The organism is Gemmatimonadota bacterium, from assembly GCA_022560615.1.
In the GTDB taxonomy this organism is placed as follows: Bacteria; Gemmatimonadota; Gemmatimonadetes; order Longimicrobiales; family Gaopeijiaceae; genus UBA1138.
The window spans coordinates 1-24,272 of sequence record JADFSR010000022.1 but is presented as its reverse complement, the minus strand read 5'-3'; the positions used below and the strand labels follow the sequence as shown (position 1 = coordinate 24,272).

Below are 24,272 nucleotides of genomic sequence, written 5' to 3'. Positions count from 1 at the left end.
CGCGATGGGACGCCCCGGCGGGTCTGCGGACTCACCGGGCGTTTTCCTTCTTAGAGCGACGTTCGCCCTTGGTGCGCCTGAGCACCTTGTCTATATATGCTCAAGCATCATCCGGTGCACTCGAACAGTGAGTTCGTAGACGAGCATGACGCGCATTTCGTTCCGCACCGCAGGCGAATCCCACGGCCGGGGGCTTACCGCCCTCATCGAGGGCATACCCGCGGGACTGGAGCTCGACATGTCCCGCGACGTCGATCCCGAGCTCAAGCGAAGACAGGGTGGGTACGGTCGGGGCCGGCGCATGCAGATCGAGTCCGATCAGGCGGAACTGCTCAGTGGAGTCCGCCTGGGCGAGACGCTCGGATCCCCGATCTCCATGACGATCTGGAACCGGGACTGGAAGAACTGGACCACCGCGATGAGCCACCATTCGCCTGCCGAGGACGCGAATCCCAAGGCGTTGCGGCCCCACTACCTACCACGCCCGGGACACGCGGATCTGGTCGGTGCGCTCAAGTACGATCGGCGGGACGTGCGTGACATCCTCGAGCGGGCCAGCGCACGGGAGACCGCCGCGCGCGTCGCATGTGGAGCGGTAGCGAAGCGCCTGCTCGGTGAGTTCGGCATCTCCATCGGGAGTCATGTCGTCTCGATCGGCCCGGTGCAGGCGGAGATCGGCGAGCTACCCGAGGACATCAACGCGGCCGCCGACCCCAACCCGGTACGCTGCCTCGACGACGGTGCGGCGACGCGGATCATGGAGGAGATCGATCAGGCCAAGGAGCGCGGTGATACGCTTGGAGGGATCTTCGAGGTGGTCGTTACCGGCGCGCCCGTAGGGCTCGGGAGCTACGTCTCATGGGACCGGAGGCTGGACGGCCGGCTTGCCGGAGCCGTGATGTCGATTCAGGCGGTAAAAGGGGTCGAGCTCGGCCTTGGGTTCGAGGGCGCGCGACGTCCGGGTTCCGAGGTTCACGACCCTATCGTGCGAGCGGAAGAGAAGCCGCGCACGGGTGGCTTCGGCCGGGCATCGAATCGGGCCGGGGGGCTCGAAGGTGGAGTTACGACCGGTGAGCCGCTCATTGTTCGTGGCGCGATGAAGCCGATCTCGACGCTGAGGAAGCCGCTGCCGAGCGTGGACTTGCGGGACGGCTCCGAGGGTGACGCGGCCGTCGAGCGCAGCGACGTTTGCGCGGTACCGGCCGCTGCGGTCGTAGCAGAGGCCATGGTCGCGTTGGTGCTCGCGGACGCGTTTCTGGAGAAGTTCGGCGGAGACTCGATCAGCGAGATCCGTCGAAACTTCGATGGCTATCTCGCGTACCTGGCCGAGCGCGGTTTCGGCGAACGGTGACTGGGTCCGACCTCCTCCGAATACTGCTCGTGGGATTCATGGGGTCGGGCAAGTCCAGCGTCGGTGCGGACCTGGCAGGGCGTCTGGGTTGGCGCTTCGCTGATGCGGACGACGTCGTGGAGCGAGAACAGGGCATTCTGATCCCGGACATCTTCTCGAAGCTCGGTGAGCCTCGATTCCGGGAGCTCGAGCACGAGGTAACCCAGGCCCTCCTGATGGAGGAGCATGTCGTCGTCGCGAGTGGCGGGGGCTGGGCAGCGGTGCCCGGCCGACTGGACGACCTCTCTCGGGGCACCACTACCGTCTGGCTCCGCGTGAGCGCCGAGGAGGCGGTTCGGCGTGCGGGGACTCAGCCGCACTACCGGCCGCTGTTGAGGGGGCCGGACGCTCTCGCGGCGACACAAGAACTGTTGCTTCTGCGAACGCCGCTCTATGCGCGATCGGAGTATGAGGTAGACACGGAGGGCTTCTCCGTAGAAGATGTGTCAATCCGAGTCATGGAGCTTCTGAGGCTGAATCAACCCACAACAGACACTGAATGAGCGACAACGGCGGTAGGCATCTCGTCATCGTCGAGTCCCCGGCGAAGGCGCGCACAATCGGAAAATACCTCGGCAAGGGGTATGAAGTCGTGGCGTCCGTGGGCCACGTCCGGGACCTGCCCACCAAGGAGTTGGGCGTCGACATCGAGAACGGTTTCGAGCCCAAGTACGTGACGATCCGGGGCAAGGGCAAGGTGATCTCGGAGCTCAAGAAGAAGGCCAAGGGCGCCGATCGGATCATCCTCGCGACCGACCCCGACCGTGAGGGTGAGGCGATCGCGTATCACGTCGCGGAGCAGCTGGGGTATGAGAAAGACCGAGGGCGCTTCCAGCGGGTCATCTTCCGAGAAGTCACCAAGCGTGCGGTTCAGGCTGCTCTGGACGCTCCTGAGGAGCTGGACAGTAGAAAGATCGAGGCCCAGCAGGCGCGTCGGATTCTCGACCGGCTCGTCGGGTACCAGGTCAGCCCCATGCTCTGGAAGCCGATCCGTCCGGGGCTGTCGGCAGGTAGAGTGCAGACCGTGGCGCTCCGGCTCATCTGCGAGCGCGAGGACGAGGTCCGCGCATTCGTCGAGCAGGAGTACTGGTCGATCACCGCGCAGTTGAGCCGCGACGATCAGGCGTTCGAGGCCAAGCTGCACCAGATCGACGGCAAGAAGTTCACTCTCGACAACGAAGAGGCTGCTGCCGGCGTGGTTCGCGACGTAGCGGACGTGCCGTTTGCGGTCACCGAAGTCAAGCGACGCGAGCGGCGGAAGAATCCGGCTGCGCCGTTCACCACATCGACGTTGCAGCAGGAGGCGGCGAAGCGGCTGCGCTTTTCGGCCCGCAGGACGATGTCCAACGCCCAGCGGTTGTACGAGGGTCAGACGATCGGCGGCCGGGGCCAAATAGGTCTGATCACGTACATGAGGACGGACTCGACTCGGGTCTCCTCAACCGCGGTCGATGAAGCGCGGATGTGGATCACGGGCGAGTTCGGGGACTCGTACATTCCGAAAGTGCCGCGACTGTATGGCGGCAAGCAGCAGCGCGCGGCGCAGGACGCGCACGAGGCCGTTCGTCCGACGGATGTCACGATCCTCCCTTCGGAAGCCTCGCGATACCTCGAGCTGGATCAGGCAAAGCTGTACGAGCTCATCTGGCTCCGTTTCGTCGCCAGCCAGATGTCGCCAGCAGTCTACGACACGACGACGGCGGATTTCGACCTCGCTGGCGGCTCAGGGCGGCACTTCCTGTTTCGGGCGACCGGCTCGATCGTGAAGTTTCAGGGCTTCACCCGGCTCTACCTGGAGGCGACCGAGGCCGGGGAGCATCGGCGCCTCGACGATTTGGAGCCGCTGCCTGACCTGAACGACGGAGACGTCGCAGAGCTGGGGCGCATCGAGCCGAACCAGCACTTCACGCAGCCTCCGCCGCGGTACTCGGAAGCGAGCCTCGTGAAGGAGATGGAGAAGCTCGGCATCGGGCGTCCCTCAACGTACGCGCAGATCATCTCGGTGATCATCGACCGTGACTATGTCGAGCTCGAGCAGCGCCGCTTCCACCCGACTGACCTTGGCGAGGTCGTCTTGAAGCTGCTCGTCCGCCTCTTCCCGGACCTGTTCGACGTCGAGTTCACTAGCCGGATGGAGACCGAGCTCGACCGTGTCGAGGACGGTGAGGTCGAGTGGCGTAGCCTGCTCGAGGACTTCTACCCGCGGCTTCGCGAGAGCATCGAGGCGGGCGAGGCCAACTCCGACGCGATCATCAGGGAGATTCTGGCCGCAGAGGGTGAGAACTGCGATAAGTGCGGCCGGCCCATGCTCGTGCGCTGGAATCGGTTCGGTCGCTTCCTCGGCTGCTCCGGATACCCCGAGTGCAAGAGCACTCGCTCGCTGGACGGCTTCGATCCCGAGGGTGACGAACTCGGTCCGCATCCTGAGGACGGACGCATGGTCCGACTCAAGTACGGCCCCTATGGTCCGTACGTAGAACTCGAGTCGGAGGCGGAAGGCAAGAAGCCGAGGCGCTCGAGCCTGCCCAAGGGCATGCAGCCACAGGACGTAGATCTGGACTACGCGGTGAAGCTGCTCCAGCTGCCGCGTCCCATCGGCGTGGACCCCGAGACCGACGAGGAGATCGTCGCCGGCCTCGGCCGCTTCGGCCCGTTCGTACGCAGGGGCAAGACGTTCGCGAGCCTCAAGGATCACGATCACATGTGGTCGGTAACCTTGGAGGAGGCGGTCGAATTGATAAGAGCCAAGGTCTCCGGGAAGCGAACGGCACTCAAGCAGCTCGGGAAGCACCCTGACTCCGGCGACGACCTGGTGATCCTTTCCGGCCGGTACGGCCCGTATGTGACCGACGGAAGCATCAACGCGACGCTGCCCAAGGGCACCGAGCCGGAGGACGTGGACCTCGACCTCGCTGTGGACTTACTTGCCAAGAAAGCGGCACGGAAGGGCGGAAAGAAGGGCCGGCGGCGGGGAAAGAAGTGACGGTCACTGTGGTCGGAGGAGGGCTGGCCGGTTGTGAAGCCGCGCTCCAGCTCGCTCAGAGGGGGCACGACGTTCACCTCGTTGAGATGCGTCCCGTGCGCAACACCGAGGCACACCAGACCGAGGACCTCGGCGAGCTCGTGTGCACGAACTCGTTCAAGAGCGAGGGCCCCGAGAACGCCCACGGCCAGCTCAAGCGGGAGATGAGAGCGCTCGGATCGGTTCTTCTGCGCTCGGCCGATCAGTCGCGTGTGGCGGCCGGATCGGCGCTCGCGGTGGACCGGGGCCTCTTCTCGCGGGCGATGACCGCCGCGGTGGAGGCCGAGGCACGAATCCGGGTCGTGAGGGAGGAGTGCACGGCGCTGCCCGAAGGTCCTGCGATCATCGCCACGGGCCCTCTCACCTCGGACGCGCTCTCGAGCGCGATCCAGGAGGCTCTCGGCGATGGCGGCCTCGCATTCTTCGACGCGATCGCTCCGATCGTGCACCGCGACAGCGTGGACGAGAGCGTGGTCTTCGAAGCGGGCCGCTTCGACGAGGACTCCGACTATCTGAATTGTCCGATGAACCAGGAGGAGTATGCCGCGTTCATCGAGGCGTTGAACACCGGTCAAGCCCGCGAGGGCCACGATTGGGATGCGGTGCCGTACTTCGAGGGGTGTTTGCCCGTCGAGGTCATGGCGTCCCGTGGTCTCGACACCCTTCGCTTCGGACCCATGAAGCCGATCGGTCTCACCGATCCACGGACGGGCGACCGACCCTGGGCGGTCGTCCAGCTCCGCCGCGAAGATCGCGCTGGCCAAATGTGGAACATGGTCGGTTTTCAGACTCGTCTCAGGGTTGGTGAGCAGCGCCGAATCTTCACCATGATTCCGGGGCTTGCCGACGCGGAATTCCTACGCCTGGGTTCGATTCACCGGAATAGCTATCTGAACTTCCCCGAGCGGCTCTCGCGGTACGGGGCCCCGGCGTCTCGTCCGGACGTCGTTTTCGCAGGGCAGCTCACTGGCGTCGAGGGATACACCGAGTCGGCGGCGAGCGGAATCCTGGCGGGCATCAACCTGGCTCGAGTTCTCGCTGGCGAAGAGGCGATCGTGCCGCCCCCGACGACCATGCTCGGCGGGCTCTTCCAATACCTGAGGGAGGCCAAACCAGGTCACTTTCAGCCGATGAACTCGAACTGGGGTTTGGTCGAGCCGCTCGAAAGGCGGATCAAGGGCAAGAAGCAGAGGCGACAGATGCTCGCCGCGCGTGCCCAGGAGGATTTTTTGACCTGGATGGTGGGACACGGACTTTCCGTTGCGGACATGGGAAAGCTGGCCGCGTCGGTGAGTGCCGAGCCCGGGGCTTTCGTCGCACCAGCGGCTGGTGACTGAGGGCGGGCTCCTGGAGGGTCACCCGGCGAGCACCGAGGTTCGAGACTTCCTACGACACCTCGCCGACGAACGGCAACTCTCGGGCCACACGGTCGAGGCCTATGAGCTCGACCTACGCCAGCTGAGCGAATTCCTGACCGGGTACCTCGGCCACGCGGATTGGCGCTGGGCCGACGAGGACGTAGATCGTCTTGCCTTGCGGGGTTTCATGGGCTGGCTCGGTCGCAAGGGACTGAGCAAACGCACGGTCGGTCGAAAGCTCTCGGCAACTCGATCCTTCTTCAGATTCTTGCACGGCGAGGACCGCATACCGAGAAACCCGGCGAGCGCCGTGCGAGCTCCCAAGACCGAGAAAACGCTCCCTGGGCATCTGACCCGTGGGGACGTGCGAGACGTCTTCGCTGAGGCGGAGAAGCGAGCCGCACAGAACACGCTGAGTAGCGCCCGCGACCTCGTCATTCTCGAGCTTCTCTATGGGAGCGGCCTACGGCTCTCCGAGTTGTACGCTGTGGACCTTGATTCGATCGATCGGGGCTCGAAGCTGGTCCGCGTGATGGGCAAGGGCAGGAAGGAACGCATCGTTCCCGTTTCCGATGCGTCTCTCAGGGCGATCGCTCACTACGAGCCACGGCGCGCAGAGGTACCGAACCGGACGGACGACGCGCTGCTCGTGAACGCACGCGGTGGACGGCTCTCGCGCCGCTCCATCCAGACCTCGGTGAGCGCGTGTTTCGACGTGGCCGCCGGCGCGCGTGGACTCTCCGCTCACGCGCTGCGACACTCCTTCGCAACCCATCTGTTGGAAGCGGGAGCCGATCTGCTCGCGGTCAAGGAGCTGCTCGGCCACGTTTCGCTGTCTACGACCCAGATCTACACCCACACGACGAAAGACCGCTTGCTTCGGGTCTACAGGGACGCGCACCCGCGAGGCGAGTAGCGTCGGACGGTCCGGACTGCCATTTCGGCAGCGCCAGCGTTAGATTCGTGGCCCCGCGCTTGCACCTAGCCACTCCGTTCAACCGTGCGGCGATGGAATTCCACGAGAGTTGGGATAGATGAGTCTACCGGAAATTCGAGCGACCACCGTTCTCGCCGTCCGTCGGGACGGGCGGGTCGCCATGGGTGGAGACGGTCAAGTGACAATGGGTGACACCGTGGTGAAGGGCAGGGCGCGCAAGGTTCGAGCGCTGAAGGACGGCACGATCCTCGCGGGTTTCGCGGGTGCGGTTGCCGATGCGTTCACGCTCTTCGAGAAGCTAGAGGAGAAGCTCGAGCGGTTTCCGGCCAACATGCGCAAGGCCGTGGTCGAGCTGGCCAAGGATTGGCGCACGGACCGCTACCTACGTCGGCTCGACGCCTTGCTCGCGATAGCGGACAGGGATCACTTGTTCTTGCTGAGCGGCACCGGTGACGTCATCGAACCCGACGACGGCGTGCTCGCGATCGGATCCGGTGGCTCTTTCGCGCTCGCCGCAGCCCGAGCGCTCATGGAGAACTCGGACCTCGAAGCCCCCGAGATCGTCCAGCGCGCGCTGGAGATCGCCGGGGACATTTGTATCTACACCAATCGCGACATCGTCGTGCTCGAGCTGGGTGAAGACGGTGATGGAGGGGAGGCATGACGAGCAACGCGCTCGAGTCCCAGGATCAGCCTGTACATCCGGCGACAGCTGACGACGAGTCAAAAGACCCCATCTGGCTCGACGAACTCACACCGAGCCAGATCGTCTCCGAGCTCGACAAGTACATCATCGGGCAGGACGATGCGAAGAAGGCGGTCGCGGTCGTGCTCCGGAATCGCTGGAGGCGGCAGCGCGTCGAGGAGGAGATGCGGCAAGAGATCGCGCCGAACAACCTCATTCTCATCGGTCCCACCGGCGTGGGGAAGACAGAAATCGCACGCCGCCTCGCAGGTCTTGCGGGCGCGCCGTTCCTGAAGGTGGAGGCGTCGAAGTTCACAGAGGTCGGGTATGTCGGTCGAGACGTCGAGTCGATGATCCGCGACCTGGTCGACATCTCCATCAACCTGGTACGGTCGGATCGCGAGTATGAGGTGAATGAGACTGCCGAGGCGCGGACCGAGGAACGCATCCTGGAGCTGCTCCTGCCCGTGGCCAACCCAGACCCGCAGCCGGCTCCGGACGGTGAGCGGCCGCATGTCTTCGTCACGGACGCGAGTGGCGTAGCCGAGGAACAGGAAGAGGGCGTGATCGAGCGTCGGCAGCGCACCAGGGAGAAGCTCCGCAAGCTCCTGATCGACGGGAAACTGGAGGACCGCGAGATCGAGATCGAAGTGAGCCAGACCCCGAACATCGAAGGGATGATGTTCCCGTTGGGTGGTGGCGACGGGCTCGATCACAACTTCACCGAGATGTTGCAGGACATGCTGCCGAAGAAGACCAAGCGACGGACCGTGTCGGTCGGCGAGGCGAGGCGGATCCTCCTGCAAGACGAACTCGACAAGCTCGTCGACATGGACGAGGTCGTGAACGAAGCGCTGTACCGCGCTGAGGAGATGGGGATCGTCTTTCTCGACGAGATCGACAAGGTGGTGGGACAGCGGGGTGTGCAGGGTCCCGACGTGAGCCGCGAGGGTGTGCAGCGAGATCTGCTACCGATCGTCGAGGGTTCCACGGTCTCCACCAAGTACGGCCTCGTGCGGACGGACCACATCCTCTTCATCGCTGCCGGTGCCTTCCACGTGGTGAAACCGTCTGACATGATTCCGGAGCTGCAAGGTCGCTTCCCGGTTCGCGTGGAGCTGCGGAGTCTCGGGGAAGAGGACTTCGTGCGCATTCTGCAGGAGCCGAAGAACGCGCTCCTGGAGCAGTACCGGGTGATGATCGAGACGGAAGGCGCCAAGATCGAGTTCACCGATGACGCCATAGCGGAGATCGCGCGCATTGCGATGCAGCTCAACGAGCGCCTCGAGAACATCGGTGCCCGCAGGCTGCAGACCGTGATGACGACGCTGTTGGAAGAAGTGCTGTTCAATCTCCCGGAAGCGGGAACCGACGCCATCCTCGTCGACCCCGCCTTCGTACATGACCGACTCGCCAAGATTTCCGAGGACGAAGACCTCATCCGCTACATCCTGTGAAGGCTGTTGAAGAAGTACAGTGGGCCGCGCGACCCACGCCATGGCGTGGGTGCCCCGTGCTTGCGCGCGTTCAGGCAAGGAACGACGAGGAGTCGTAGCCGAGCGGGCACCGCCGCCGAAGGCGGTGGTCCGACGAGGAGAGACGCTGGATCAACCGCGCGGGCACCGACGCGAAAGCGTTGGTCGCCATGTGCCCAACACCGGAATGAAATGAACAGACGAGTTTGCGGGTTGGGGTGGCACGGCCCCATCTCCGTCGTTGGAGCTCCTCGGACCACCGCCTTCGGCGGCGGTGCCCGCGACGGCTATGACTTCGAAGCTCCGCGACCCGCGCGATGCGCGGGTGCCCTCTGGGGCCGTGGCGTCCCGGGGACCCGTGCGTTACCACGGGTGGCGGCCCGCTGTACTCCTTCAACAGCCTTCTGAGACGTGGCCAAGAAGCGAGACTTCCTCGCGATCGCGGACTTCAGTCGTGACGAGCTCACTCAGCTGCTCGAGCGTGCGCGCTTACTGAAGGCGGGCGTCGATAGAGCGCAGCTGACCGGGATGACCCTGGCGATGATCTTCCGCAAGAGTTCCACGCGCACACGAGTGTCGTTCCAGGTGGGCATGACCCAACTCGGGGGGCACGCGCTCTTCCTCTCGGATGGGGACAGCCAGATCGGTCGTGGCGAGACCGTGCACGACACCGCCAAGGTGCTCTCGCGCTATGTCGAGGGCATCATGATTCGCACGTTCGCCCACGCCGAGGTGGAGGAGTTCGCGGCGTACGCGTCGGTTCCGGTGATCAATGCGCTCACGGACCTCTTGCATCCGTGCCAGATCATCGCCGACTTGCAGACGATCGCCGAGGAATTCGGGAGCGAGCACGCATCGCGCACGGTGGCGTGGATCGGGGACGGCAACAACGTGGCCAACTCGTGGCTGAATGCCGCGTACCGCCTGGGCTTCTCGGTGCGCTTGGCGTGTCCCGAGGGGTACGACCCCGATCCCGAGATTCTGGCGAGGGCACAGGGCGAAGCCGACGTCGTGTTGACCCGTGACCCCTCAGAGGCGGTACAGGGCGCGGACGTCGTCTCCACCGACGTGTGGGCTTCGATGGGCCAGGAGGAGGAGGCTGCGGAGCGCATGGCGGCGTTCGAAGGCTTCGTGGTGGATGAGGCTCTCATGGGTCAGGCCGCGCAGTCGGCCATCTTCTTGCACTGTTTGCCGGCGCACCGCGGGGAGGAAGTCACCGCGGGCGTCATCGACGGCCCCCAGTCCCGCATCTTCGACGAGGCTGAGAATCGCCTGCACGCTCAGAAGGCGATCTTGCTGGAGCTCATGGGATGACCGCCGCGCTCAAGCGCACTCCTCTTTACGGCCGTCACGTCGCTGCCGACGGGAAGATCGTTCCCTTTGCCGGCTTCGAGATGCCTGTTCAGTACCCTACGGGGATTACCGCGGAACACCGCGCAGTCCGAGAGGCTGCAGGCCTCTTCGATGTCTCGCACATGGGTGAGTTCGTCGTACGGGGCCCTCAGGCGCTCGAGCTGGTCCAGCACGTGTCGGTGAACGATGCGGCCGGACTCGAGGTCGGGCAGGCGCAGTACTCGGCGATGTGCCTGGAGGACGGCTGCGTCGTCGACGACCTCCTGATCTATCGCTTCCCGGACCACTACATGCTGGTCGTAAATGCCTCGAACCTCGCCAAGGACTGGGCCTGGATCGAGGGCCAGTCGGAGGCGTTCGAGTGCGAGCTGGAAGACGTGTCGGACCGCACCGGACTGCTCGCGCTACAGGGCCCTGCCGCACGGGAAATCCTCCGACCGCTCACGAGCATCGACGTCGATGGTGTGAAGTACTACCGCTTCACCGTGGGGGAGGTCGCCGGGGTTCCCGCCGTCATCAGCGGGACCGGTTATACGGGTGAGGACGGGTTCGAACTGTACGTCGACGCGGACGACGCGCCGGGGTTGTGGGACGCTCTGCTGCAACAGGGCGCCGGCGCCGGTCTCATCCCTGCCGGGCTCGGAGCACGCGACTCGCTGCGCCTGGAGATGGGATACGCGCTCTATGGCAACGATCTCGATGAGCAGCATACCACGTTCGAGTCGGGCCTCGGCTGGGTCACGAAGCTGGGCAAGGGGGACTTCGTCGGTCGCGATGCGCTCGCCGCTCAGAAGGAGGCTGGAGTTGCGCGCCGGCTCGTTGCGATGCGCCTCGAGGCAAGGGGCTTCCCGAGACCGGGTTATGACGTGAGGCATGAGGGTGAGGTGGTCGGCAACGTCACGAGCGGTACGGTCAGCCCCACGCTCGGAGTCGGAGTCGCGATGGGGTATGTGCCCACCGAGCTGTCCAAGCCCGGCACCGGGCTCCAGATCGACGTGCGGGGCCGCCTGATCGACGTGGTCGTGCAGCGCCCGCCGTTCTATACCGGGGGCTCGATCAAACGGTGATCCGCATCGGTATCCTCACGGTGAGCGACGGATGCGCGCGTGGTGAGCGCGAGGACCGGAGTGGCGCGCTCATCGGCTCATGGTGTGCTGAGAAGGGACACGAGACCGTGGCTCGAGACGTCGTCGTTGATGAGACCACGGACATCGTCCGCTGTCTCGTGTCCTGGTGCGACGATCTCGGCTTGGATGTGATCCTGACCACGGGAGGCACGGGTCTCACACCCCGCGACGTCACGCCGGAGGCGACCAGGTCCGTGCTCGATCGCGAGGCGCCGGGAATCGCAGAGCGGATCCGCGCGGTAGGGCTCGAGAACACGCCATACTCGGCGCTGTCTCGGGGGGTCGCCGGCACCCGAGCGCGAACCCTTATCGTGAACTTGCCGGGAAGCCCCGGGGGCGTCCGAGACGGTCTGGCGGTGCTCGATCCCCTGCTCGCGCATGCCGTGGACCTTCTTGGCGGTGGAGGTGGGACCCACGAGCCTCCGCCGGACGGGTCATGACGGAGGATCGCGTTCTCATCTCGACGCACGACCTAGCGCGCGCTGGGCAACTCAGGGACGGCTTCAAGTCCGCTGGCTACTCGACCGATCTGGTGACACCGGCTGAAGAGTTGACGACCGACGACGGCGCGGTCCTGCTCGTGCTCACTGGAGGGCTCGCCGAGGGCGGGGGAGCACTGGCGAGACAAGCGAGGCAGGCGCTCCACATTCCGATCTTCGCGATCGCCTCGGCCGCGGAGTTGGTGCCGGCTCTGCGACCCGGATTCGACGAGGTCTTCCCGAACACGTCGCACGTCGACGACGTGGTGCTCGTGGGCAGTCGACTCATCGAGCGTGGGCGGCTGCAGGCTCTGACGGGCATCATCGGTGAGACCGACGCGATCCGTCAGGTGTTGGAGCGCGTGGTGCAAATCGCACCAGTTGCTTCGACCGTGCTCGTCACGGGCGAGTCTGGCACCGGGAAGGAGCTCGTCGCCCGCGGCATCCATTTGCTTTCGCCACGGCGGCACAAGCCTTTCATCGCGGTCAACGTCGCGGCACTCTCCGACACGCTCATCGAGTCCGAACTGTTCGGGCACGAGAAAGGTGCCTTCACGGGCGCGATCGCCACGCGCAAGGGCCTGTTCGAGCTGTCCGACGGCGGCACGACATTCTTGGACGAAATCGGCGACATGCCGCTCTCCACGCAGACGAAGCTACTCAGGGTGCTGGAGCAACGGGAGTTTCACCGTGTCGGTGGCGAGCAGAGCATCAAGGTCGACGTCCGCATCGTTGCGGCGACCAACCAGGACCTGAGGCAACTCGTCGCGATCGGGGAGTTCCGGCGCGATCTCTTCTTCCGATTGAACGTCCTGGGTATCGAGCTTCCAGCGCTCCGGGACCGCCGTGATGATATCCCGCTCCTGATCCAGTCATTCGTCAAGGAAGTATCAGAGCGTCACGACCGGGACTTCCCGGGGATCTCGTCCGAGGCGATGGAGATGCTCACCGCGTACTCCTGGCCGGGAAACGTGCGCGAGTTGCGTAACCTCGTCGAGTCGATGGTCGTGCTCGCGCCCGGTCGGATCATTCGACCCGAAGACATTCCGGATGAGGTCCGCCTGGGCCGGGGCCCGTCATTATTGCCGGCGCCGATCTCCAGGGTGACCGGTAACCGGAAAGGCGCGTCGGATCTCAGACCCGAACTCGAATTCGTATTCCGGACTCTCGTCGACCTCCGAGTCGACATGGACGATCTGCGCCGAGAGTTCGACGTGTATCGGCGGGGGGAGGGCATCACGCTGCCCGGTGAGGCCGTGGTCGGACGCGTGGGTCCGGTGCTCCCCCCCGGCCGGGGGATCGAGATCGGGGCGTACTCTCCCGGCGCGGACTCCAGCGGGTTCGACGATGTGGTCATCTCGGCGGAACCCGTGCCACAGAGCGTATCGTCCTCCGACTCAGACGACGTTGTGGTCTTCCGTCCCGGCATGACGATGGAGGACCTCGAGCGTCAGGCGATCGCCGCAGTGCTCTCGTCGGTGAACGGGAATCGTCGGAAAGCTGCGGAGCTGCTCGGCATCGGCGAGCGCACGCTGTATCGGAAGATCTCCAAGTACGAACTGGACGACTGACGGTCGATTCACCCGTTTCCCCGTCCGCCGGCTCGGGCGCGCGCACGTGCTCGTTCGGCCTGGATACGCCGAAGGATCACACTCCACGCCGACGTCTGGTCCAGGCCGTACACCAGCGTGAGGTCCGATTCGAGATCGACGGTGCTGCTGAAGGCGTAGACGGCCATTTCGGTGACGCGTTGGCGGAGGCGGCGTTCGCCCCAACTGGGTGTAACCGCGATGATCGCACTGGGCCGGAGCCTTATGCCGCGCGACACCAGTTGCACCTCTTCGGGCACGAATCGCTCGTCGGGCTGTTCGGAGAAGAACGAGACGAGAAAGAGTGTCGCGGACTCTCCGATGCCGGGAGCATTCCGATGGGCGTTGGACATGCTGGACAAGCGGCGATACGTGTCCGGTGCCGTCACCCGCGTCGCGGACTCTTCGAGAGGGGTGACGAGAATTCGCAGCGCGCCGCTCGTGAGCGAGAGTGAGATCTCGTCCTGCCGGAGCGTACCATATCCTGGAGGAGGCAGCGTTTCGAACGAATCCGTGTTGGTCGCACTGCCGCCCTCCATGCCCGGCGGAACCGCGCAGCCGCTCAGGAGGAAGAGCGCGACAAGTGCGAAGACCAGCAATGCGCGCGAAGCGGGCCGCATCACGCCTCTTCTCCTGGGGTTGTCCCTTCCGCTCGCCCCTCCGCTTTCACGACGAGCTCGTCGAGAGCTTCGAGCAGCGTCTCTCGTCCCTCTCCCGTCTTCGACGAGAAGGGTAGGACCTGGTCTTCCCCGATGCTCAGACCCTCGCACGTGCGGTGGATGGCTTTCTCACGTTGAGTCCTTTTCAGCTTGTCCATCTTGGTGAGCACGAACAAAGTCGGCACGCCCAACTCTGAAAGATATGAGATCATATGGAGGTCGTGATCCGTGGGGTCTCGCCGTGCGTCCATCAGATGCACGAGGCCGTGCACCCTACCGGAGGCACCGAGGTACCACTCGATCAGCTCGGACCATGTGTCGCGCATGCCCTTTGGCACCTTCGCGTACCCATACCCCGGCAGGTCGACGAGGAAGAACCGCTCGTTCACCAGGAAAAAATTGATCGTTCTCGTCTTTCCTGGACTTGCGGAGACTCGCGCGATCTTCTTTCGCGTACGGCGCAGCAGCGTGTTGATGAGCGACGACTTCCCGACGTTGGACCGGCCGGAGAACGCGATTTGAGGAAGAGTACCGGGCGATGTTCCGCCCGGTTGAGCGATCGTACCCGCGTACTCGACCGTCTTGATCTTCATCCGTGCGAGAGTGGCGATCCGAGCCCGACCGGGTGAGGCGCGCGGCGGCGCCGGAGGGGACTCTCGAGCAGTACGGCGTCCATCACCTCGTCCATGGTACGTACGAGGTCGAACGCCACGCTCTCCTTCACCTCCTCGGGCAGGAGCTCTAGGTCCGACGCGTTCGCGGCGGGAAGCACGACCCTGCGTATGCCGCTCCGGAGCGCGCCGACCGCCTTCTCCTTGATTCCGCCAACGCCGAGCACCCTACCGCGGAGCGTGATCTCACCCGTCATCGCGACGTCGGCTCGGGTGGGCGTGCCGATGAGCGCAGAGATCAACGCGACCGCAATCGTGATACCGGCGGAAGGTCCGTCCTTGGGTGTTGCCCCCTCAGGGATGTGGATGTGCACGTCGATCTTTGAGTGGAAGTGGGGATCGAGTCCGAGCACCTCCGATCTGGAGCGGGCATAGGTGACGGCGGCGTGGGCCGACTCCTTCATCACATCACCGAGAGTGCCAGTAAGTCGCAGATCGCCGCCCCCCGGTATCACCGCGACTTCGACGTCGAGAACCTCGCCTCCCGCCGCCGTCCAGGCGAGACCGTTGGCGATACCGATGCGGTCGCTGTCCCGGTCGCGGTCGGGCCGAGAGTAGGGCGGCGGGCCTAGCAGCTCCTTTAGCCCCTCCGGCTCGAGAGTCGCCTCCACCGCCACGTCGTCGGCCACGCGTCGTGCCACTTTACGTGCGATACGCGCGAGACGGCGATCCAGTTCGCGTACGCCTGCCTCTCGGGTGTATCGCTCGATCACAGCGTGGATCGCCGCCCCTGACAACGAAAGCTGACCGGGCGTGAGCCCGTGCCGCTCGACTTGCCTCGGCCACAGGAACCGACTCGCGATCTCACGCTTTTCGGTATCCAGGTATCCGGGGAGGCGGATGATCTCCATGCGGTCGCGAAGCGGCTCCGGGATCCCCTGGAGCGTGTTCGCGGTGGTAATGAACAGGACTTCGGACAGGTCGTACTCCAGCTCCAGATAGTGGTCGGAAAAGGTGCGGTTCTGCTCCGGATCGAGCACTTCTAGCAGTGCGGCGCCGGGATCCCCGTGGAAGTCTTGGGCGAGTTTGTCGACTTCGTCGAGCAGGAAGACCGGGTTCCGGGTCCCGCTCCGCCGCATGCCTTGCACGACACGGCCGGGCAGTGCTCCCACATAGGTGCGTCGATGGCCTCGGATCTCGGCCTCGTCTCGCACGCCACCAAGGCTCACTCGGACGAACTCGCGTCCCAGCGCCAGAGCGATGCTTCGGCCCAGGGAGGTCTTTCCGACGCCGGGTGGGCCAACCAGGCAAAGGATCGGCCCCCGCATCTCCTGGACCAGCGACAGCACCGCCACGTGATCGAGGATCCGCTCTTTGACCTCACCCAGGCCGAAATGCTCCGACTCGAGGATGTCCGACGCATGTTCGACGGAGAGGTTGTCGTCCGAGCGTGCCGTCCACGGCAGCGCTACGATCCAGTCGAGGTGTGATCGAATGACCGCTGCCTCGGGCGCCATCGGATTCAGCTTCTTGAGGCGCGAGAGTTCCTTCTGCGCCCGCTCTCGGGCGTGCGGAGGCAGGTCGGCGTTGCGGACGGCGTCCTCGATCTCCAGCCACTCGTCGTCGTCGGTCTCTGTGGGCTCCCGGTGGATCGTGCTGAAGGCAGGCCCAAAGTCGGGCGTTTGCTCGCTGCCCAGTTGAAGCCGGATCTGGCGGTCGAGCTTGGCCTCGATGCGCATGATCTCGAGTTCCCGTACCAGGCATTGCCGCAGCAGCTCGAGTTGGTCCATCGCACCGGTTGCTTCCAGCAGCTCCTGCTTCTCCAGCGACGGCAGGATCAAGTGCCCGGCGACGAGATGGGCGAAGCGCACTCGGTCGCCCTCGGCCGACAGGATACCCGAGAGAACTTCCGGAACTCGTTCGTGCAGGCGCGCGTATTCCGCGTAGAGGCTCACCACGGTTCGCGTGAGCGACTGCAACTCGTTGGACGTTGGACCCTCCTCTTCGGTTTCCCGGTCCGTCAGCAGTTCCACGGATGCGCGGAGAGCCGCCGTCGTTGTGGTCAGCCGGCGGATCCGTGCCCGTCCGAGACCCTCCAGAACCACACGCAGCGTGCCGTCCGGCAGGCGGGAAACCTGCACCACCCGCGCGACGGTACCGACGCGAAAGAGGTCATTGCTGCCAGGCTCGTCGATCGCCGCATCGCGCTGCGCGACCAGCAGGACGAAATCGTCTCGATCACGAGCCTCATCGAGCGCGGCCAACGAACGTTGCCGCCCGATGAGCAGGGGCAGCACGATGTAGGGGAAGAAAACGAGATCCCGCAGCGGGATCACCGGAAGGCGGTCGGGCAGGTCGACCTGGTCCTCTACCCTGATGAGGTTCGCCATGCGAAGCAGCTTGTGCAGCGAGGGGCGTCAGCGCCTATCGTACCCCTTGTGCCGCTCCCGCAACAGGGACGCGCCCCGGAGATCGACGTCACGGATTTTTTTGTCGTGCGGACAACAAGTCGATGACCGGAAAGTGGCTCTACGCCTCGAGCTTCTCTTCTTCCGGGTGCAGGACGAGCAGGGGCGCCACGCCGTGCTCGACGCTCTCCGGGGTGACCACCACCTCCCGCACGTCGTTCCGGGATGGGATCTCGAACATGACGTCGCGCAGGATGAGCTCAATGATCGACCGAAGGCCGCGCGCGCCCGTCTTCCGCGCCATCGTCCTCGTCGCGATCGCCTTGATTGCCTCGCGGTCGAAGGTGAGCCCGATTCCCTCGAGCTCGAACATCTTCTTGTACTGCTTCACGAGGGCGTTTTTCGGCTCTTCGAGGATGCGCTCCAGCGCATCTTCGTCGAGCTCGTCGAGGTAGACGCTCACCGGGAGACGACCCACGAGCTCAGGGATCAAGCCGTAGCGCTGGAGGTCCTCCGGCTCGAGCCACTGCATGACGTTGCCTTCCTTCCGCTCGACGTCCTCACGGGTGTAGCCTATGCGACGCTTGCCGATCCGACCCTCGACGATCTTTTCGAGCCCGTCGAAGGCTCCCCCGCAGATGAAGAGAATGTTGCGGGTGTCGATCTGGATGTACTCCTGTTGCGGATGCTTGCGCCCGCCCTGAGGCGGCACGCTCGCGACGGTGCCTTCGAGGATCTTCAGCAGCGCCTGCTGCACACCCTCGCCGGAGACGTCGCGCGTGATGGAGGGGTTCTCCGACTTACGCGCGATCTTGTCCATCTCGTCGATGTATACGATGCCGCGCTCGCATTCGGCGACGTTGAAGTCGGCTGCCTGGAGCAGCCGGACGAGAATGTTCTCGACGTCCTCGCCGACGTACCCGGCTTCAGTGAGCGTGGTCGCGTCCGCTATGGTGAAGGGCACGTCCAGCATGCGGGCGAGAGTCAGAGCGAGCAGCGTCTTTCCCACACCCGTCGGACCGATGAGCAGGATGTTCGCCTTGTCGATCTCGACGTCGTCGAGAACGCCCTGATGGTTTACGCGCTTGTAGTGATTGTAGACGGAGACGGCCAACGTCTTCTTCGCTGCTTCCTGACCGATGACGTATTGGTCGAGGACCGTCTTGATCTCCTCGGGGGTCGGGCTGGGAGCAGTCTGTTCCTGAGCCTCCCGCTCCTCCTCCTCCGCGAGGATCTCGTTGCAAAGCGAGATGCACTCGTTGCAGATATACACGTTCGGTCCGGAGATGAACTTCTTGACGCTCTCCTTGGACTTTCCGCAGAAGCTGCAGCGAAGGTGTTTGTCACTCGTCATGGCTAAATATCACGTGTTCGGCTACTCGCCGCTATCCGAGTCCGCAGGTTTTCCATTGGTCTGCGAAACGGGGCCTTCCAGGACACGATCGATGAGACCGTACTCGACCGCTTCCACGGGATCCATGAAGCGGTCGCGGTCGACGTCGCTCTCGACTTCTTCCACGGTCTTCCCGGTGTGCTTTGCGATGATCTCGTTGAGTCGTCGCCGCATGTGCAGAATCTCTTTGGCCGCGACTTCGATGTCGGCTGCGCTGCCCTGGAAGCCGCCGGAGGGCTGGTGGATCATGATACGCGCATTCGGCAGAGCATTCCGCTTGCCTTCGGCGCCCGCCGCTAGCAGCACCGCGCCCATCGAGGCCGCCATGCCTACGCAGAAGGTGGACACCGGTGCCCGCAGGTGCTGCATGGTGTCGTAGATCGCCATTCCCGCGTAGATGCTGCCGCCGGGCGAGTTGATGTACATGAAGATGTCGCGTTCCGGGTCCTCGGCGTCGAGGAAGAGCAGTTGGGCGAGGATGATGTTTGCCACATCTTCGTTGATGCCGCTGCCCAGGAAGACGATACGGTCCATGAGCAACCGGCTGAAGATGTCGTAGCTGCGCTCACCGCGGCTCGTCCGCTCGATCACGTACGGTGGGAAAATCGGCATATCAGTGCTCTCTCGTCGAGCTAGGTCAGGGGGCCGAACTGTCAGTAATCTCGGATTGTTCCTTCAGGAAGTCGAACACCTTCCGCTCGGTGAGCTCCCGTTCGAGCATCTCGAGGCGTCCGGTTTTTTGCAGATTCGCGTACACCTTCGCGGCCGTGCTGGCGTTGGCCTCGGCGATCTCCTCGACACGAGCGTCGATGTCGTCTTCCGTGGCCACCAAGCCTTGAGTCTCGGCAACCTTTTCGATGAATAGAATGCGCTTGACCGCACGCTCCGCCTCCACTCGGATCGAAGCGCGAATCTCCTCGAGCCGCTCGGGGTCGAGATCGGGCTGATCTCCGATGACGCCGTCGACGTATCGGTCGACCATCGATGCCGGAACCTCGAACGGATTCGCATCGAGCAGCATGTCGAGCAAGCGACCGCGGACGACGTTGTCGGCTTCCTGCCCGGCCTCCTTGTCGAGGTCCTCCCGAACCCGAGTCTTCAGGTCATCCAACGTCTCAAAATCGCCGACTTGCTTCGCCAAATCGTCGTCGAGTTGTGGAAGTTCCTGGATCTTGCGTGCGACGAGGGTGATCCGGATGCGCTCGCTATCCCCTTTTCGGGCCTCATCCGGAAAGTCCTCCGGGAAAGAGACGTCGAACTCGCCGGACGCTCCGGCCTCCAGCGACTTGATCGCGATCTCGATATCGGGCGGCGCGTCGCCCTGACCAAGAAGGAACTCGTACTCTTTCTCTTTGCCCTCGTCCGTCGCTTCTCCCTGCAGCTTCTTGATCAGCACGGAGACCAGGTCGCGATCCTCTGGCTGACCCCGCTCCACAGGCTTCCACGCCCCGTTCTGCTGCTGGATCCGGGCGAGCACCTTGTCGACGTGCTCGTCCCTCACCTCGGTCACCGGGCGCTCGACGGCGAACCCACCTAGCCGGGCGATCTCGATCCGCGGCTGGATGTCGAAGGAGATCGAGAAAACGAGATCCTGCTCAGGCTCGTAGCTCAGCACCTGAATCTCTCCCTCACTGATCGGCTTGAGGTCCTGAGCCGCCAGCGCGGTGCGGTAGGCCTCTCCGATCAGCTTGTCGAGGGCTTTTTGGCGGAGCGCGCCGCCGAAACGGGACTCGATCACCTTCGTGGGCACGCGGCCCTTTCTGAAGCCTTTCAAGCGAGCGCGCGACGCCAATTGCTTGGCCGCACGTCTTTCCTCCTGTTGGACCACGGAGGCGGGAACGGTCACGCTCATACTACGGCGCCACCGCTCTTGCTTCTCGACGGAAACCTGCAGGTTCGATGCGTCTACGGTCATACCCTCAGGGGGGTCGAAAGCCGGCCTTAAAGAGCCCCGAAATGCGAAAGGGGGGACTCGAACCCCCACGGCACTTAGCCACGGGATCCTAAATCCCGCGCGTCTACCAATTCCGCCACTTTCGCTAGGCCCGGCAAAAGATAAACCCGGGGCCGAGAGGCGTTCAACGGCAGCGCTTCTTCTCCCCAATAGCAAGCGCGGGCGACCAGCCGCCGCCCGCGCCCACAGCCCGGCCGATTTTCTCCGCGTCTAGCAGCTAGCGCTAGCGCTAGTGCTAGTTGGGCATGCGCACGTTCACGACTTGAACGGCGCCGACATTGTCCTCGAAGTGTAGTGAGACGATCTGGCCGCCGTTGACCCCGTCGAGCGCCAGGCGCACATCGTCCGGGTTAGCGATCGACTTGTCCTGGACCTGGACGAGCTTGGATCCGATATAGGTCCCCACCCCGCGCCGATCCGCAGGACTACCGCGAGCCACTTGGGTGAGAATCACTCCACCGGCTCGTTGGAATCTCCACATCTGTGCGAGCTCGAGGTCCATGGTCTCGACGTTGATACCCAGGCGCTCTTCGGCGTGGACCGCACGCGCCGCGACCACGGTCGCGATCTCATTGATCGGCGCCTCGTCCAGCGTGATCCTGACATCGATCGGTCGGGCGTCCCGATACACCGTGACGGTTACTCTGTCTCCAGGCCTGTGCTGCGCGATGCGCGCCTGGAGCTCGGCGACGTAACCGACCGGCTTCCCATCGAGCGCCACGATCACGTCCTCGCTCTCGAGCTGGCCCTCGGCGGGGCCTCCGGGGTTGGCCGTCTGCACGAGAACGCCCGATACGGACGGCAGTTCGTACAGCTCGGCGTCTTCCGCGCTCACGTCCGTGATAGCCACGCCCATGCGGGGCCGCTTCACATGCCCGTACTCGATCAGGTCCTCCATGACGCGCCGCGCGAGGTTGATCGGGATCGCGAAGCCGTAGCCCTGATACGCGCCGGTCGTGGAGGCGATGGCGGAGTTGATGCCGATGACCTGGCCCCTGAGGTTCACCATGGGGCCACCCGAGTTACCGGGGTTGATGACCGCGTCGGTCTGAATGAAGTCCTCGATCGCGAAACCGGCTGCCTCGGGGCCGTATCGGGGATCGTTCCGCAGGTCGTTCTGGAGCAGCCGCAGCCCCCGTCCGAGGGCGCTGATGATTCCAGCCGTCACCGTGAAGTCGAGCTGCGCCGAGCGGCCAAAGCCAGGGTTGCCGATCGCCAGAATCCATTCGCCGACCTTGGTCTCGTCCGAATCGCCGAGCGACATCGCGTGTAGTGGCTCACCGGCGTCGATCTTGAGCAGCGCAACGTCTGTGAACGGATCGCTCCCGACGATCTCGGCCTCGAAGTGCTGACGGTCCGGGAAGTAGACCGTCACTTGGTCCGCGCCTTCGACCACATGGTTGTTGGTCAGGATGTAGCCGTCCGCGGACACCACGAAGCCACTGCCGCCGGCGACCATGCCCTGCGACGGGGGTCGACGCCGATCCTGAGGCATGTCGAAGAAGTCCCGGAATCCCCTCGGAAGCTGCTGCGCTGCCTGGGTCGGGGGACGGCGAGCCTCGATCCGCACCACCGCAGGCGTCACCGCATCCGCCAGGTTGGTGAACGCCTCACTGAGATCCAGCGCCGGCTGCACCGCCTCAGCGGCGACCTGTGGTGTCTCGATGAGCGTTGGCATCGCGTAGGTCGGACTGGTCCAGCCGAGTCCGCTCGCCATCCCCAGACCGATGACGAACGCGACTGCGCTGTAGAAAACGACCTTGGTCTTTGTACGAAGGGGGTCGTACATCTCGGCGCCCTCCCGAAGCATTCTGAATATGGTGATCGGCCCACGTCGCGAGCCGATAAAGTTGTTACACGGGAAGGCCGGACCCGGGTCCGGCCCTTCTACACCTGTTTGAGATGCGCCTCGGGGGACGCCGGGTTGCCCCGGCGTCCCCCGATTGGCGCTGGACGCGGCTTACGCCTCTTCATCGACGATCTCGTAGTCGGCCTCGACAACGTCGTCGGCAGCGGCTTCGGATCCACCGTCTTCGTCGGCGCCCTTCTCCGTTCCTTCGCCCTCTGCATCGCCGTCACCGGCTTCTGCCTCTGCGGCCTGAGACTGGTACATCTCCTGTCCCGCGGCGCTGAACGCCTGCATCAACTCGTCGCGGGCAGAGTTGAGGGTGGCGAGTTCATCGCCCTTGAGTGCCTCCTTGGCCTGTTCGACCGCCCCGTCGAGACGCTCCTTCGTGCCCTCGGAGACCATCTCGCCCCACTCGCCCGTATCCTTCTCGACCTGATAGACGAGCGAGTCGAGCTGGTTGCGGGACTCGACCTTCTCCCGCCGCTCCTCGTCCTCGCTCGCGTGGGCCTCCGCGTCCTTGACCATGCGGTCGATCTCGGCGTCGGAGAGGCCACTCGACGCCTCGATCCGGATCTTCTGCTCCTTGCCCGTTGCCCGGTCCTTCGCCGACACGTGCAGGATGCCGTTCGCATCGATGTCGAAGGTCACTTCGACCTGGGGCATCCCGCGCGGCCCCGGCGGAATGCCGGTCAACTGGAACTTGCCGATGGTCTTGTTGTCCACCGCCATTTTCCGCTCACCCTGGAGCACGTGGATCTCGACCGTGGTCTGGTTGTCCTCCGCCGTGGAGAAAACTTCGGCCTTCTTCGTCGGGATCGTGGTGTTTCGCTCGATGAGCGCCGTCATGACGCCGCCCAGCGTCTCGATTCCCAGCGAAAGGGGAATCACGTCGAGCAGGAGGACGTCGGTAACGTCACCGGCCAGCACGCCACCCTGGATCGCGGCACCGACCGCCACCACTTCGTCCGGGTTCACGCCCTTGTGCGGGTCTTTGCCGAAGAAGTCGGTCACGATCTCCTGCAGCTTCGGAATCCGGGTCGAGCCGCCCACGAGGATGACCTCGTCGATGTCGTCGGTCGTCAGCCCGGCGTCCTCGAGAGCCATCTTCATGGGCGGGATGGTCCGTTGGATGAGGTCGTCGACGAGCTGCTCGAACTTGGACCGCGAGAGGCTGTAGTTCAGGTGTTTCGGGCCGTCTTGCGTCGCGGTGATGAAGGGAAGGTTGATGTCCGACGTCAACGTGGTGGACAGCTCCATCTTCGCCTTCTCTGCCGCTTCCTTGAGACGCTGAAGCGCCATCGAGTCCTTCGCGAGGTCGATGCCCTGATCCTTCTTGAACTCTTGCACGAGCCAATTGATGACGCGCTGGTCGAAGTCGTCACCACCCAGGTGCGTGTCGCCGTTGGTCGACTTCACCTCGAAGACGCCGTCACCGAGCTCGAGAATCGAGATATCGTACGTACCACCTCCGAGGTCGAAGACCGCGATCTTCTCCTCGGTCTTCTTGTCGAGGCCGTATGCGAGCGCGGCTGCGGTCGGCTCGTTGATGATACGCAGCACATCGAGGCCCGCGATCTTGCCCGCGTCCTTGGTCGCTTGGCGTTGAGCGTCGTTGAAGTACGCAGGGACCGTGATGACCGCCTGGCTCACTTTCGTGCCCAGGTAGTCTTCGGCCGTCTGCCGCATCTTTTGGAGGATCATCGCGCTGATCTCCGGCGGCGTGAACGTCTTGTCCGCGTTCGGGATCTTCACGGTCACCCGACCGCTGGCGTCGTGGCCGACTTCGTACGGGACGAGCTTCTCTTCTTCGGCGACCTCGTCGTGTTTGCGACCCATGAACCGCTTGATGGAGGACACCGTGTTTTCCGGGTTCGTGATCGCCTGGCGACGCGCGATCTGACCGACGAGGCGCTCACCGTCCTTCGTGTGGGCGACGACCGAGGGGGTCGTCCGTCCGCCCTCTGAGTTGGGGATCACGACGGG

General features: G+C 64.3%; 19 protein-coding genes and 1 tRNA gene. 11 read left to right on the top strand and 9 right to left on the bottom strand.

What is annotated here, in order from left to right; translation table 11 throughout:
* Window positions 1-145: 145 nt before the first annotated feature.
* The 11 genes from aroC (at window position 146) to IIB36_13010 (ending at window position 13,397) form a co-directional block, all read left to right on the top strand.
* Window positions 146-1,351 (top strand): chorismate synthase, encoded by a 1,206-nt coding sequence (gene aroC, locus IIB36_13060; protein ID MCH7532670.1) that lies wholly within the window; start codon window positions 146-148, stop codon window positions 1,349-1,351.
* Window positions 1,348-1,893 (top strand): shikimate kinase, encoded by a 546-nt coding sequence (locus IIB36_13055; GenBank protein ID MCH7532669.1) that lies wholly within the window; start codon window positions 1,348-1,350, stop codon window positions 1,891-1,893. The genes aroC and IIB36_13055 overlap by 4 nt, the downstream gene beginning before the upstream one ends.
* A complete protein-coding gene (gene topA / locus IIB36_13050) occupies window positions 1,890-4,373 on the top strand; it encodes a type I DNA topoisomerase (GenBank protein ID MCH7532668.1) in 2,484 nt (827 codons plus the stop codon). The genes IIB36_13055 and topA overlap by 4 nt, the downstream gene beginning before the upstream one ends.
* Window positions 4,370-5,749, top strand: coding sequence for a methylenetetrahydrofolate--tRNA-(uracil(54)-C(5))-methyltransferase (FADH(2)-oxidizing) TrmFO (gene trmFO / locus IIB36_13045; GenBank protein ID MCH7532667.1), 1,380 nt, complete (start codon window positions 4,370-4,372; stop codon window positions 5,747-5,749). Before topA ends, trmFO begins: the two co-directional genes overlap by 4 nt.
* Entirely contained in the window at window positions 5,742-6,686 is a 945-nt protein-coding gene (locus tag IIB36_13040; protein MCH7532666.1) for a tyrosine-type recombinase/integrase, read from the top strand. Before trmFO ends, IIB36_13040 begins: the two co-directional genes overlap by 8 nt.
* A 118-nt stretch (window positions 6,687-6,804) precedes the next feature.
* Window positions 6,805-7,371 (top strand): ATP-dependent protease subunit HslV, encoded by a 567-nt coding sequence (hslV, locus tag IIB36_13035; protein MCH7532665.1) that lies wholly within the window; start codon window positions 6,805-6,807, stop codon window positions 7,369-7,371.
* Window positions 7,368-8,849 carry an ATP-dependent protease ATPase subunit HslU gene (hslU, locus tag IIB36_13030; protein MCH7532664.1) on the top strand — a complete coding sequence of 494 codons (1,482 nt, stop codon included), beginning with the start codon at window positions 7,368-7,370 and terminating at the stop codon, window positions 8,847-8,849. Before hslV ends, hslU begins: the two co-directional genes overlap by 4 nt.
* Window positions 8,850-9,278: 429 nt before the next feature.
* Window positions 9,279-10,181, top strand: coding sequence for an ornithine carbamoyltransferase (argF, locus tag IIB36_13025; GenBank protein ID MCH7532663.1), 903 nt, complete (start codon window positions 9,279-9,281; stop codon window positions 10,179-10,181).
* Window positions 10,178-11,287: a glycine cleavage system aminomethyltransferase GcvT gene (gene gcvT / locus IIB36_13020; protein ID MCH7532662.1), complete on the top strand. Its 1,110-nt coding sequence runs from the start codon at window positions 10,178-10,180 to the stop codon at window positions 11,285-11,287. The genes argF and gcvT overlap by 4 nt, the downstream gene beginning before the upstream one ends.
* Window positions 11,284-11,787, top strand: a complete 504-nt coding sequence (locus IIB36_13015) for a MogA/MoaB family molybdenum cofactor biosynthesis protein (GenBank protein MCH7532661.1) — start codon at window positions 11,284-11,286, stop codon at window positions 11,785-11,787. The genes gcvT and IIB36_13015 overlap by 4 nt, the downstream gene beginning before the upstream one ends.
* On the top strand, window positions 11,784-13,397 hold the full coding sequence (locus IIB36_13010; GenBank protein MCH7532660.1) for a sigma-54-dependent Fis family transcriptional regulator: 1,614 nt from the start codon (window positions 11,784-11,786) through the stop codon (window positions 13,395-13,397). Before IIB36_13015 ends, IIB36_13010 begins: the two co-directional genes overlap by 4 nt.
* An 8-nt stretch (window positions 13,398-13,405) precedes the next feature.
* Here IIB36_13010 and IIB36_13005 read toward each other — a convergent pair whose 3' ends face one another.
* From IIB36_13005 to dnaK, 9 genes are all read right to left on the bottom strand, one after another.
* Window positions 13,406-14,038 (bottom strand): hypothetical protein, encoded by a 633-nt coding sequence (locus tag IIB36_13005; protein ID MCH7532659.1) that lies wholly within the window; start codon window positions 14,036-14,038, stop codon window positions 13,406-13,408.
* Complete coding sequence (locus IIB36_13000) at window positions 14,035-14,667, bottom strand: YihA family ribosome biogenesis GTP-binding protein (GenBank protein ID MCH7532658.1); 633 nt, start codon at window positions 14,665-14,667, stop codon at window positions 14,035-14,037. Before IIB36_13000 ends, IIB36_13005 begins: the two co-directional genes overlap by 4 nt.
* Entirely contained in the window at window positions 14,664-17,075 is a 2,412-nt protein-coding gene (gene lon / locus IIB36_12995; GenBank protein MCH7532657.1) for an endopeptidase La, read from the bottom strand. Before lon ends, IIB36_13000 begins: the two co-directional genes overlap by 4 nt.
* Before the next feature lie 139 nt (window positions 17,076-17,214).
* On the bottom strand, window positions 17,215-18,447 hold the full coding sequence (gene clpX / locus IIB36_12990; GenBank protein MCH7532656.1) for an ATP-dependent Clp protease ATP-binding subunit ClpX: 1,233 nt from the start codon (window positions 18,445-18,447) through the stop codon (window positions 17,215-17,217).
* Window positions 18,448-18,468: 21 nt separating this feature from the next.
* Entirely contained in the window at window positions 18,469-19,098 is a 630-nt protein-coding gene (locus IIB36_12985) for an ATP-dependent Clp protease proteolytic subunit (protein MCH7532655.1), read from the bottom strand.
* Window positions 19,099-19,123: 25 nt separating this feature from the next.
* On the bottom strand, window positions 19,124-20,401 hold the full coding sequence (tig, locus tag IIB36_12980) for a trigger factor (protein ID MCH7532654.1): 1,278 nt from the start codon (window positions 20,399-20,401) through the stop codon (window positions 19,124-19,126).
* A gap of 42 nt (window positions 20,402-20,443) precedes the next feature.
* Window positions 20,444-20,526: transfer RNA gene (locus tag IIB36_12975), tRNA-Leu, on the bottom strand.
* A gap of 149 nt (window positions 20,527-20,675) precedes the next feature.
* The gene (locus IIB36_12970) at window positions 20,676-22,229 is read right to left on the bottom strand and encodes a trypsin-like peptidase domain-containing protein (GenBank protein MCH7532653.1); all 1,554 of its coding nucleotides are present in this window, start codon (window positions 22,227-22,229) and stop codon (window positions 20,676-20,678) included.
* Between the two features lie 171 nt (window positions 22,230-22,400).
* The coding region (gene dnaK, locus IIB36_12965) for a molecular chaperone DnaK (GenBank protein MCH7532652.1) at window positions 22,401-24,272 on the bottom strand (1,872 nt) is incomplete at its 5' end.